At 63.4% G+C, this 11,809-nt stretch carries 11 protein-coding genes and 1 other RNA gene; 9 read left to right on the plus strand and 3 right to left on the minus strand.

The window, feature by feature from the left end; genetic code table 11:
• Window positions 1-171 precede the first annotated feature (171 nt).
• From CK215_RS14585 to CK215_RS14595, 3 genes are read right to left on the minus strand one after another with little or no spacing between them, the layout of a single operon-like run.
• Window positions 172-474 (minus strand): Dabb family protein, encoded by a 303-nt coding sequence (locus tag CK215_RS14585; protein ID WP_095777526.1) that lies wholly within the window; start codon window positions 472-474, stop codon window positions 172-174.
• Between the two features lie 10 nt (window positions 475-484).
• Window positions 485-1,426 (minus strand): NAD(+) diphosphatase, encoded by a 942-nt coding sequence (gene nudC, locus CK215_RS14590; protein ID WP_095831302.1) that lies wholly within the window; start codon window positions 1,424-1,426, stop codon window positions 485-487.
• Window positions 1,427-1,466: 40 nt separating this feature from the next.
• The gene (locus tag CK215_RS14595; RefSeq protein ID WP_095799309.1) at window positions 1,467-1,886 is read right to left on the minus strand and encodes an HIT family protein; all 420 of its coding nucleotides are present in this window, start codon (window positions 1,884-1,886) and stop codon (window positions 1,467-1,469) included.
• A 180-nt stretch (window positions 1,887-2,066) separates the two neighbouring features.
• On the opposite strand from CK215_RS14595, the gene ffs reads away from it, so the two are divergent.
• The 9 genes from ffs to nikC all read left to right on the plus strand — a co-directional run bounded on the left by ffs (window position 2,067) and on the right by nikC (window position 11,798).
• Window positions 2,067-2,163, plus strand: an RNA gene (gene ffs, locus CK215_RS14600) — signal recognition particle sRNA small type.
• A 106-nt stretch (window positions 2,164-2,269) separates the two neighbouring features.
• Window positions 2,270-4,087 (plus strand): DNA polymerase III subunit gamma/tau, encoded by a 1,818-nt coding sequence (locus CK215_RS14605; RefSeq protein ID WP_095831303.1) that lies wholly within the window; start codon window positions 2,270-2,272, stop codon window positions 4,085-4,087.
• 90 nt (window positions 4,088-4,177) lie between these two features.
• A complete protein-coding gene (locus CK215_RS14610; protein ID WP_066996259.1) occupies window positions 4,178-4,501 on the plus strand; it encodes a YbaB/EbfC family nucleoid-associated protein in 324 nt (107 codons plus the stop codon).
• Between the two features lie 216 nt (window positions 4,502-4,717).
• Entirely contained in the window at window positions 4,718-5,698 is a 981-nt protein-coding gene (locus CK215_RS14615; protein ID WP_095831348.1) for a cell wall hydrolase, read from the plus strand.
• A 120-nt stretch (window positions 5,699-5,818) separates the two neighbouring features.
• Window positions 5,819-6,424, plus strand: a complete 606-nt coding sequence (gene recR / locus CK215_RS14620) for a recombination mediator RecR (protein WP_066996262.1) — start codon at window positions 5,819-5,821, stop codon at window positions 6,422-6,424.
• A gap of 183 nt (window positions 6,425-6,607) precedes the next feature.
• On the plus strand, window positions 6,608-7,882 hold the full coding sequence (locus tag CK215_RS14625) for a lytic murein transglycosylase (protein WP_095831304.1): 1,275 nt from the start codon (window positions 6,608-6,610) through the stop codon (window positions 7,880-7,882).
• A 275-nt stretch (window positions 7,883-8,157) separates the two neighbouring features.
• Entirely contained in the window at window positions 8,158-9,795 is a 1,638-nt protein-coding gene (locus CK215_RS14630; protein ID WP_095831305.1) for an ABC transporter substrate-binding protein, read from the plus strand.
• Between the two features lie 18 nt (window positions 9,796-9,813).
• Window positions 9,814-10,881, plus strand: coding sequence for an ABC transporter permease (locus tag CK215_RS14635; protein ID WP_095828031.1), 1,068 nt, complete (start codon window positions 9,814-9,816; stop codon window positions 10,879-10,881).
• The gene (gene nikC, locus CK215_RS14640) at window positions 10,878-11,798 is read left to right on the plus strand and encodes a nickel transporter permease (RefSeq protein WP_095831306.1); all 921 of its coding nucleotides are present in this window, start codon (window positions 10,878-10,880) and stop codon (window positions 11,796-11,798) included. Before CK215_RS14635 ends, nikC begins: the two co-directional genes overlap by 4 nt.
• Window positions 11,799-11,809 lie beyond the last annotated feature (11 nt).

An 11,809-nucleotide genomic window follows, 5' to 3' on the forward strand; every position in this document is an offset into this window, starting at 1 on the left:
ATGCCCGGACTTCAACGCGTTAGGACGGTCCAGATTCTGCTCCGCTGCGCCCCTCGACTGAGGTAACGGCATGGATCCCAGGGTCTGCGCTCCGCTTCGCGTCGCTCCGCCCTGGGATGACGACCTCATGGAGGTCCGCGTCAATCTTAGACGCCGGCGCTCGATCCAATCTCAGCCAAAGCCGAGCGGGACATAGTCGATCTCGAGAAATTTCTCGACCTCAGGCAGCCAGCGGTCGCGCACGAACGCGACGTGGTCGGGATGCTCGTTGTATCTGGTGTAGGCAGCCTGGTCGGCGAACTCCATCGAGAAGCCGAACTGATAGTCGTTCTTGGGGCTCACTTGGCGCAGCTGCTCGAAATGCGTCACACCCTTGATCGCCGTCAGGATCTTCTTGGCATCGTGGAGGAACCGCTTCGCCTCCAGCGAATGCGGCGGATGCTTTAGCGTGAACACGACGGTATGACGGATCATTTCTCGGCTCCTATTCGCTGTCGACCCAGGCGCGGATGAGGTGGTGGGCGATCGCCCCTTTCGGCGGCGTGATCAGGCCGCCCGGGTGCGTCCTCTCCAGCATCGAGCGCACCTCATCGCGGAAGAACCAGCGGCAGTCTTCGAGCTCGTTCAGGTCGGCCTGGATGTCCTCGTTCAGCGGCTCGCCGAAGCAGCCGATCATCAGCGAATAGGGGAACGGCCAGGGCTGGCTGGCGTGGTAGACGACGCGGCCGAGGCGGATTCCGGCCTCCTCCAGCGTCTCGCGGCGCACCGCCGCCTCTATCGTCTCGCCGGGCTCGATGAAGCCGGCAAGGGCCGAATACATGCCGGGCCCGAAATGCCGGCCGCGCCCGAGCAGGCATTTCTCGCGCGTCGCCGTCAGCATGATCGCCACCGGATCGGTGCGCGGGAAATGGTCGGTGCCGCAAGCTGCGCAATGCCGCCGGTAGCCGCCGGCGCGCATCTCCGAGCGATTGCCGCATTTGCTGCAGAAAGCGTGGCTGGCATGCCAGGCGAGCAGCGCAGCGCCCTGCGCCAGCGCGCCGGCTGCCGCTTCGTCGATCAGCCCTTGCATATAGACGGAGCGGTAGTCGATCGCCTTCACCGTTTCCGGCAGATTTTCCGGTTCGATGCCGGCGGGCACGGCCAGCACCGGGCCGTTCTCCGAAAGGCCGAGCAGCACGCCGCCGTCGAGCGAAACCTCGAAGGCCTGGCTTTCCGCCGCTTCGAACCATGGGTCGAATTTGCCGTCGTCGAGCTTCAGATAAAGCCTGCCGCCATGCATCAGCATCAGCCGCGCCGATTGCTCGCCAAGCGCCTTCTCGACCGCGTCGTCGGCGCGGTTTTCCGATTGCCGGTCGATCCGGTTGCCGGCGAAACCGACGAATTGGCTCGGCTCGCGCAAAGGCGCGTCAAACAGATGAAAGCTCATAGGAGACTCGAGGAAAGCGCAGGAGTGGACACTGAGGGGTTTATAGCGCTGCCTTGATCTTTTCGGCAAACCGGCGGATGTCGGAGCGCTCATATGGCTCGCGCATGCCATGCCCCCAGACCGGCCCTGGCCAGCCGGGATCGCTCTCGCTTCGGGCGATGACATGGACATGCAGCTGGCGCACGATGTTGCCGAGCGCCCCGGTGTTGATCTTGGTGCAGCCGGTCACCCGCTTCAGCGCCTGGGCGACCATATTGGTCTCGAAGGTCAGCATCGTCTGGTCGAGCGGCGTCAGGTCGTGGATTTCCTCCACGCCCGGCCGCTGCGGCACCAGGACCAGCCACGGCCAGCGGCGATCGTTCATCAGCCGGAGCTCGCACAGACCGAGCCACATGAGCTGCTCACTGTCCGCCTCCAATCGGGCGTCCAGTGTGAAACCGGCCTTTAGGCCAGGCAGCATGGGCGTTTCCCTCACTTTTCGAGAATGCTTCAAACCCTGAACGCTAGAGCGACGGCAAGGTGGCTGCAAGCGAATCATTGACCGCTCCTGCGGATTTGAAGGTCTTCTGCACCGCATGGCCTGGCCGCTGATCCACTACGACCCTTGCATTTCGCCGCTGAATTGCCGATATGGAGCTTGGGAGGTTGGTGGTGGACGATCCACTCGCCAACCGGGTCAGGTCCGGAAGGAAGCAGCCCTAACGAGCCCGGAACGGGTCATTGTTCCAGCCTCCCGCCTCTTCGCCTTTCTCCCGCGACATTGACGGCGCCGAGCCGTGCGGGCGAGACTATGCGCAGGAATCGGCCGCCTTCCGTCGCGGTCCTTGGAGCTTTTGACGGCGAATGAGCGAAGCCGGAAATTCGGGGCCAGAAAGCCTGGAGACAGGAAAGGCCGGCGCCTATCGCGTGCTGGCGCGCAAATACCGCCCCTCCAATTTCTCCGAACTGATCGGCCAGGAGCCGATGGTCCGCACGCTCACCAATGCCTTCGCCACTGGCCGCATCGCCCAGGCCTGGATGCTGACCGGCGTGCGCGGTGTCGGCAAGACGACAACGGCGCGCATTCTCGCACGCGCCCTGAACTATAAAACCGCCACCGTCGACCAGCCCTCCGTCGACCTTTCGACCCCCGGCGAGCATTGCCAGGCGATCATGGAAGGCCGCCATGTCGACGTCATCGAGATGGACGCGGCTTCCCACACCGGCATCGACGACATCAGGGACATCATCGACCGCGTCCGCTACGCGCCGGTCTCGGCCCGCTACAAGGTCTACATCATCGACGAAGTGCACATGCTCTCCACCCAGGCCTTCAACGGCCTGTTGAAGACGCTGGAAGAGCCGCCGCCGCATGTCAAATTCATCTTCGCCACCACCGAGATCCGCAAGGTGCCGATCACGGTTCTGTCGCGCTGTCAGCGCTTCGACCTGAGGCGCATCGATGCCGGCGCGCTCGTCGCGCATCTTTCCTCGATTGCCGCCAAGGAAGGCATCTCCGTCGATGATGAGGCTTTGGCGATGATTGCGCGGGCCGCCGAGGGCTCGGCACGCGATTCGCTCTCCATCCTCGATCAGGCGATCGCCCATGGCAGCGGCACCGTCAGCGCCGACGCCGTTCGCGCCATGCTGGGCTTGGCCGACCGCGCCCGCATCATCGACCTGTTCGAGCACGTCATGAAGGGCGATGTTGCAGCGGCTTTGTCCGAATTCCGCGCGCAATACGATACCGGCGCCGATCCGGCCGCGGTGCTCACCGACCTGGCGGAATTCAACCACCTCGTTACGCGTCTGCGGTTCGTGCCGGCCGCGGCCAATGATGCCTCGCTCTCCGAGGACGAGCGGCGGCGCGGCGCCGAATTTGCGAGCACGCTGTCGGTGCGCGTGCTCTCGCGAACCTGGCAGATGCTCCTGAAAGGTATTCCCGAGGTGCAGTCCTCCAACCGTCCGGTCAGCGCCGGCGAGATGGTGCTGATCCGGCTGGCGCACGCCGCCGACCTGCCGACGCTGGACGAAGCGCTGAAATCGCTGGAGGGGGCGGCCCCTGTGCCGAACGGCGCTCCTCGCGCCAATGGAGCGCCGGCAAGTCCAGGCAGTGCGGGCGGCACAAATGCCGTGGCGCCGGCGCGGATGCCGGCCTCTAACGGCGGAGGGCAGACCATGCGGCTGGTCGAGGTGCAGCCCGCGCCTGCCGCTTTCGTCCCGGCGCCCGAACCGGTCATCGAAACCCCCGCCGTTCCGGTGAAGTCGCTGGCCGACATCTCGGCCCTTGCCGATGCCAACCGCGACATCGCCTTCAAGGTGTTGGTCAAGCGCTGCGTGCGGCTGGTGCGCATCGAGCCTGGCCGCATCGACGTCAGCCTGACCGCCGATGCGCCCAAGATGCTGCTCAACGACCTGACCTCCAAGCTGCGTGCCTGGACCGGCCGCAACTGGCTGGTCTCGCTGTCGAAGGAAGAGGGTAGCCAGACGCTGGCCGAGATGGAGACGACCAAGCGCGAGAACGCCTTCTCCGATGCCAGGAGCGATCCGACCGTCGCCGCCATCCTCGCTCGCTTTCCCGGCGCCAAGATCATCGATGTGCGCATTCCGGATGTGCCGGAAGCGGAAGGCGCTGACGCCGACCTGCCGGTTGAGCCGGCTGCCGACGACGAAGAGATTTAGAGCTGACGAACGCGTCAGGGAAAGTACGGACCGGTTTCGGTCAAGATCATGCTCGCGTTAACGTAGATTCCAACAAGAGGAAGTTTTACGATGAAGGATCTTCTCGGCCTGATGGGCAAGGCAAAGGAAATGCAGGCCAAGTTCCAGGCCATGCAGGACGAGATCGCCACCCTCGAAGCCACTGGGCAGGCGGGTGGCGGGCTGGTTAGCGTGACCCTGACCGGCAAGTTCGAAATGAAGGCGCTGAAGATCGATCCGTCCTTGCTGAAGGACGACGAGGTGGAGATCCTCGAAGACTTGCTGTTGGCCGCTCACAATGATGCCAAAAATAAGGTCGAGCTGGTCATGCAGGAAAAGACCAAGGCATTGACTGCGGGCTTGCCTATACCGCCCGGAATGAAATTGCCGTTCTAAGGCATCTGCCACCAGTTAATTGATTGTGAACGAGAATTGAGCCTGGGCCGCAATATTAACCATTTTGCCGGCATGCTCACGGGCTCATTTCGCGACATTCATAAAGTTTTACCCAAGTCCAGAGGTTGCTAACCATCTAGCCATCTTTTTGCCTGAAAGAGTCTCATTCTTGCCACATCTCGGGGCGGGCTGGCATCTGGAAATGAGGCTTTTTTGTTGATCGCGACGCGATGGAAGACGCCGCTGCTGCTTATCGGCATCGCCGCTTCCCCCTTGTTCCTGGCCGGCTGCAGCCAGACCGCTTCACATGGCATGTCGGTGGCGAGCCTGACCGACGCCGTCACCCCGAGCTTCCTCAGCTCGCGTTCCTACAAATACTCGATGAAGGACAAGGAGTGCCTGCAAAGGGCGATGTTCTTCGAGTCCAACCGGTCGAGTCGTGACGGCATGATCGCCGTCGGCACGGTCGTGATGAACCGGCTGCGCTCGGGCCAGCATGGCAGCACGATCTGCGAGGTCGTCGGCGAAAGGGGCCAGTTCGCCCCAGGCGTACTGACGCGCCCGATGAATTCGCGGGCATTGCCAGATGTCGAGGAAGCCGCCGAGGCAGTGCTGAAAGGCGAGCGCAAGGCCAAGCTCAAGAACACGATGTTCTTCCACACCGCCGGCCTGCGTTTCCCCTACAAGAACATGCACTACACGATGGTGGCCGGCGGCAATGCCTTCTATGAGAAGCGCGGCCGCAACTGGCAGCCGTTGCCGGATGAGCCCATGGTCGCCATGGCCTCCGGCAAGTCGCAGAAGATCGATCCCACCGCTCCGGTCCTCGTCGCTTCCGCCGAGCCGATGGTCAAGACGATTGTGCATGCTGATCCGGCCGCCACGACCGCGGCTGCCGCGCCGGCGCTTCCGGCCAAGACCACAACCGTTGCTGCCCAGCAGACCTATGTGACGGCCTCCGCCGCTCCAGGGCAGAAGGCCGGCCGCGTCACGGCGAAGCCGATCATGGTGGCGATGCAGGAGCCGATGGAGGAGCCCGACGCCTCCCGCTTCGGCGGCACGTTGAAAGGCCGCTACATCACCTCCGTTCCGAGCGCTCCGCAGGAAGCGGCGATGGGATTCCAGTCGACGCCCGAGAACACCGACGCCATCGGCGCGCTGATCGTCAGCCAATCCCGGCCGCTCGAAGCCTACTGAGCCAACCCGCCATCAAATGATCCGCCGTGACGGCACGGCGGATCATTTCCTGTTGCGGATGTCCCAAAGCGCTCTGAAAACCGTTTCGCACTTTTCCCGGAATTGCTCTAGATCAGAGCGATGTCGAAAAGAATCGCCGGTCCAGAGATAGAACGCCTGATCCAGCTCCTGGCCAAGGTGCCGGGGCTCGGGCCGCGTTCGGCAAGGCGCGCGGCTCTCCATCTCATCAAGAAGAAGGAGCAGCTGCTCGAGCCTTTAGCCGCAGCCATGGGCGAGGCGGCCGATAAAGTGCGCATCTGCTCGACCTGCGGCAATGTCGACACCTCCGACCCGTGCATGATCTGCACCGATCCACGCCGCGATGCCGGCACGCTTATCGTCGTCGAGGACGTCTCCGATCTCTGGGCGCTGGAACGCGCCGCCGCTATGAATGTGCGCTATCACGTGCTCGGCGGCACGCTGTCGCCGCTCGATGGCATCGGCCCGGACCAGCTCAACATCCGCTCGCTGGTAGACCGTGTCGCCGGCGGCGAGGTGAAGGAGGTGATCCTTGCCGTCAACGCCACCGTCGAGGGCCAGACCACGGCGCACTACCTGACCGATCAGCTCTCGGGTTTCGAGGTCAAGGTGACTAGGCTCGCGCATGGCGTTCCGGTCGGCGGCGAACTCGACTATCTCGACGAAGGCACGCTTGCCGCGGCGCTGCGCTCGAGGACGGCGTTTTGAGGGGAGGGGATTGGTGACTGGCGTTTTTCCCGGAAAGGCCGCACTCCGTCCCACCCCCTCTGTCTTGCCGGACATCTCCCCCGCAAGGGGGGAGATCAGACGTCACGCCGGCTTTCGCCAATATCCAAGGTCGCAGGAAGAGGCGGGGCACCGAAACAGCCAATCTCCCCCCAAGTGGGGGAGATGTCCGGCAAGACAGAGGGGGGCGCGACAGAACGCGGCTTTTCCAAATTCGGCTTCGCATTTTTCCTTGCCGCGCTTGCCGTCCTCCTCACCCTCCCCGCTCGCGCCACGCCCATCGACAACCAATTCCAGGCCTGGCTGCAAAACGACCTCTGGCCCGAGGCCAAGACCAAAGGCATTTCCAAAAAGACCTTCGACGCCGCCTTCATCGGCGTGAAGCCGAACCTGAAACTGCCGGATCTCGTCATGCCCGGCGAGAAGCCGGCGACACCGCAAAAACAGCACCAGGCGGAGTTCGGTCCGCCCGCCAATTATTTCGCCGAGAAGATCATTCGGGCCGTCACCGGCGGAGGACGGTCGCGCGAAAGCGCCAACGCCCGCGTGCTTGGGCTCATCGAGAAGCGATACGGCGTGCCCGGCGAGATCGTGCTGGCGATCTGGGGTCGCGAGACCGGCTTCGGCGCCGCCAAGATGCCTTACGACGCCTTCGAGGTGCTGGGCACCAAGGCCTTCATGTCGACGAAGAAGGATTTCTTCCGCACGGAGGTGCTGGCCGCACTCGAGATCGTCGAGCGCGGGCTCGCTCCGGTCAATGCGATGAAGTCCTCCTGGGCCGGCGCGCTCGGCCAGCCGCAATTCATGCCGACGTCCTTCCTCAAGCATGCCGTCGACTTTGACGGCGACGGCCGGCCCGACATCTGGAACTCGACGCCGGACGTGCTCGCCTCCATCGCCAACTATCTTGTCCACTATGGCTGGGTGAGGGGGCGCGGCTGGGGGACCGAGGTGATTGCGCCGGCAAACGTCTCCTGCGCGCTCGAAGGACCCGACCAGGGCAAGAAGATTTCTGACTGGGTGGCGATGGGCATCAGGCGCGTCGACGGAAAGGCGTTTCCGGCCAGTGAACTCAAGGCCGAGGGTTTCCTGCTGATGCCGGCCGGACGCAGCGGCCCCGCTTTCATCGTCACACCGAATTTCTATGTGCTGAAGCAATACAACACCAGCGATCTCTATGCGCTGTTCATCGGCCACGCCGCCGATCGCATCGCCAAAGGCGACACCACCTTTGCCGGCACCTGGGGTCGGGTGGGCGATCTCCACCGGTCCGATATCGCGGCCCTCCAGCAAGCGCTGGAGGCCAAGGGCTACGATGTCGGCAGTGCCGACGGCCTGCCCGGCTTCAAGACACGCCGCTCGATCGGCGTCTGGCAAGCGAAGAACGGCAAGGCCGCCACCTGCTTTCCGGACGCGAACCTGGTTGCGCAGCTGAAATGACGGGCGACTTCCAAGCGGCCAAGATTTGGCAGATTTTTCCCAATCGGCGGTTTCGATTGGGCGGCAGCTGGGTCGACTCGCGGCGGCCCATTCTGGCCCAATAAGCTGTCTCGCAAAATGCGCGTTGCGGGTTCGAACGCCGCCGAATAGGGTGTTGACCAACTGGACAAAAACCACGACGGTAAGGTCGGTGGGCCGTCGATCGGTCCCAAGGAATTCTGCAACCCTGAGCCGGGAACTCAGGTCAACAATCAACAAAACAGGGAACGACTACCATGATGCTGGAAAGGTTTGCTCTTCGCTCTCGTGGCTTGCTCGCGGGTGTGGCGATGTCGGCGTTGCTCGCGGTGCCGGCCTTTGCGGTCACGCCTGCCGACACGCTGGTCGAAGGTTTCGCAATCGACGACATCATCTCGATGGATCCGGGCGAAGCGTTCGAGCTGTCGACCGCCGAGGTTACCGGCAATACTTATGATCTTCTGGTCCGCCTCGACCTCAACGATACTTCCAAGGTCAAGGGCGATCTCGCCGAAAGCTGGAGCGTTTCGGATGACGGCCTGACCTATACCTTCAAGCTCAAGCCCGGCATGAAGTTCGCCTCCGGCAATCCAATCACCGCGGCCGATGTCGCCTATTCCTTCGAGCGCGCCATCAAGCTCGATAAGAGCCCGGCCTTCATCATCAATCAGTTCGGCATCAGTGGCGACAATGTCACCGAGAAGGCGAAAGCGGTCGACGACACCACCTTCCAGTTCGTTGTCGACAAGGCCTATGCGCCGAGCTTCGTGCTGAACTGCCTGTCGGCCACCGTCGCCTCGGTCGTCGACAGCAAGCTGGTCAAGGAGCATGTCGCCGCCGTCACGCCGAGCGCCGACTACAAATGGGACAACGACTTCGGCAACGCCTGGCTGAAGACCGGCTATGCCGGCTCTGGCCCCTACAAGCTGCGCGAATGGCGCGCCAACGAGGCTGTCGTGCTGGAGCGCAACGACAATTACAATGGCGAGAAGGCCAAGCTCGCCCGCGTCATCTACCGCAACATGAAGGAGAGCTCGGCGCAGCGCCTGGCGTTGGAGGCCGGCGACATCGATGTCGCCCGCAATTTGGAACCGAACGATCTCGATGCCATCTCCAAAAACGCCGATCTCACCACGACAAGCGCGCCGAAGGGCACGGTCTATTACATCAGCCTCAACCAGAAGAACCCGAACCTCGCCAAGCCTGAGGTGCGTCAGGCGTTCAAATATCTGATCGACTATGATGCGATGGCCTCGACCATCCTGAAGGGCATTGGCGAGATCCACCAGTCCTTCCTGCCCAAGGGCGACCTCGGCGCGATCGACGAGAATCCGTTCAAGCTCGACGTGGCCAAGGCCAAGGACCTTTTGGCGAAGGCCGGGTTGGCTGATGGCTTCAAAGTGACCATGGACGTGCGCACCGGCCAGCCGACCACCGGCATGGCGGAATCGATCCAGCAGACGCTCGGCCAGGCCGGGATCAAGCTTGAGATCATCCCGGGCGACGGCAAGCAGACGCTGACCAAATATCGCGCCCGCAACCACGACATCTATATCGGCAATTGGGGCCAGGACTATTTCGACCCGAACTCCAACGCGCAGACCTTCGCCTCGAACCCGGACAATTCCGACGCCGCCAAGATCAAGACGCTGGCCTGGCGCAATGCCTGGGACATTCCGGACCTGACCAAGGAAACCGAGGCGGCGCTGCTCGAGAAGGACTCCGCCAAGCGCGCCGACATGTACAAGGACCTGCAGAAGAAGATCCTCGACACCAGCCCCTTCGTCATCATCCATCAGCAGCTGGAGGTGGCGGGGCTGCGCAAGAACCTGAAGGACTTCAAGCTCGGCCCGAGCTTCGACACCAACTTCGTCTGGCCGGTCTCGAAGGAATAGCGCTTTCGGACGCGCCGCGTGAGCGTAGCTGAGAACCAGGCGGCGGCGGGGCGCGGCGGCGCCCGTGCCGTCGCGCTTCTGTCGTCGATCGGCCGCTTCCTGGTCATCGCGGTGACGACTTATCTCGGTCTTCTCGCGGTGACCTTCTTCATCGGCCGCGTCATCCCGATCGATCCGGTGCTGGCCGTGCTCGGCGACCGGGCCCCGACAGCCGTCGTCGAGCGCACGCGCCGCGAGATGGGGCTCGACCTGCCGCTGATCCAGCAGTTCTACATCTACGTCAAAAACGCGCTCAGCGGCGATTTCGGCACTTCGGTGCTGACCACCAATCCGGTGATGTCCGACATCCGCCGCGTCTTTCCGGCGACCATCGAGCTGGCGACGCTCGGCACGATCATCGGCGCCGTCATCGGCGTGCCGCTCGGCGTGCTCGCTGCTGTCCGTCGCGGCAGTCTCGTCGACCAGATCGTGCGCATCATCGGCCTTATCGGCTATTCCGTGCCGATCTTCTGGCTGGGACTGCTCGGCCTCGTCCTGTTCTACGCCAAGCTGCAATGGGTCGCCTTTCCGGCGCGGCTCGACGTCGTCTACGAATACACTTTCACGCCGATCACCGGCTTCTACCTGCTCGATGCGGCCATGCAGGGACAGTGGGATGTCTTCTACGACGCCTACCGCCACATCATCCTGCCGGCCTCCCTGCTTGGCTATTTCGCGCTCGCCTATATCAGCCGGATGACGCGCTCCTTCATGCTGAACGAGATGGCGCAGGAATATATCGTCGCCGCCCGCGCCAAGGGCCTGTCGGAGACGCGCATCATCTGGGGCCACGCGCTGCGCAACGCCGCTGTGCCGATGGTGACGGTGATCGCGCTTTCCTATGCCAGCCTGCTCGAAGGCTCGGTGCTGACCGAGACCGTCTTCTCCTGGCCGGGCATCGGCCTCTACATCACCAATTCATTGCAGAACGCCGACATGAACGCGGTGCTCGGCGGCACCATCATCATCGGCTCGGTCTTCATCGCCATCAACCTTCTGTCGGACCTGCTCTATCGGCTCCTCGATCCACGGACGAAAGTCGAATGAGCGCCGAGACGATGCAAACCCGACGCGAATGGCTGCTCAGCGAGAGGCCGGCCTCGCGCATGCAGGCAAGGCTCGGCCGCGCCTATGTGGCCTGGCGGCGCTTCACAGCCAACCGGCTCGCGCTCGTCGGTTTGCTCATCATTTTCGCGTTGGTGGTGGTAGCCGCGCTTGCCGGCGTGCTGGCACCCTATTCGCCAACCGTGGGTGACCTGAAGAATGCCCGTCTGCTGGCTCCAAGCGCCGCGCATTGGTTCGGCACCGACGACCTCGGCCGCGATATCTACTCGCGGATCCTCTACGGCTCGCGCTGGACGCTCTATGTCGTCATCCTCGTCGCCATCATCGCCGCGCCCATCGGCCTGCTGGTCGGCACCGTCGCAGGCTATGCCGGCGGCTGGACCGATGCCATTTTGATGCGCATCACCGACATCTTCCTAGCCTTCCCGAAGCTGGTGCTGGCGTTGGCTTTCGTAGCGGCGCTCGGCCCCGGCATCGAGAACGCGGTGCTGGCGATCGCCATCACCTCCTGGCCGCCTTACGCGCGCATCGCCCGCGCCGAGACGCTGACGGTGCGCAATTCCGACTACATCAAGGCGGTGCAATTGATGGGTGCCTCACCCTTCCGCATTGTGCTGCGCCACATCATGCCGCTCTGCATCTCCTCGCTGATCATCCGGGTGACGCTCGACATGGCGGGCATCATCCTCACCGCCGCCGGCCTCGGCTTCCTCGGCCTCGGCGCGCAGCCGCCGCTGCCCGAATGGGGCGCGATGATTGCATCCGGCCGCCGCTTCATCCTCGACCAGTGGTGGGTGGCTGCCGCGCCAGGCGCTGCCATCCTCATCGTTAGCCTCGGCTTCAACCTGCTCGGTGACGGCCTGCGCGACGCGCTCGATCCCCGGAGTGGCGACCAATGAGTGGCGACCGA

The sequence above is a fragment of the Mesorhizobium sp. WSM3864 genome (genome assembly GCF_002294955.1).
GTDB lineage: Bacteria > Pseudomonadota > Alphaproteobacteria > Rhizobiales > Rhizobiaceae > Mesorhizobium.

Coding starts and splice junctions, on each gene's coding strand:
- CK215_RS14595 (WP_095799309.1), bottom strand. CDS start 1,886: ATGCTGCCTGGCCTAAAGGCCGGTTTCACACTGGACGCCCGATTGGAG.
- nudC (WP_095831302.1), bottom strand. CDS start 1,426: ATGAGCTTTCATCTGTTTGACGCGCCTTTGCGCGAGCCGAGCCAATTC.
- CK215_RS14630 (WP_095831305.1), top strand. CDS start 8,158: ATGATGCTGGAAAGGTTTGCTCTTCGCTCTCGTGGCTTGCTCGCGGGT.
- recR (WP_066996262.1), top strand. CDS start 5,819: ATGTCGAAAAGAATCGCCGGTCCAGAGATAGAACGCCTGATCCAGCTC.
- nikC (WP_095831306.1), top strand. CDS start 10,878: ATGAGCGCCGAGACGATGCAAACCCGACGCGAATGGCTGCTCAGCGAG.
- CK215_RS14605 (WP_095831303.1), top strand. CDS start 2,270: ATGAGCGAAGCCGGAAATTCGGGGCCAGAAAGCCTGGAGACAGGAAAG.
- CK215_RS14610 (WP_066996259.1), top strand. CDS start 4,178: ATGAAGGATCTTCTCGGCCTGATGGGCAAGGCAAAGGAAATGCAGGCC.
- CK215_RS14585 (WP_095777526.1), bottom strand. CDS start 474: ATGATCCGTCATACCGTCGTGTTCACGCTAAAGCATCCGCCGCATTCG.
- CK215_RS14625 (WP_095831304.1), top strand. CDS start 6,608: ATGTCCGGCAAGACAGAGGGGGGCGCGACAGAACGCGGCTTTTCCAAA.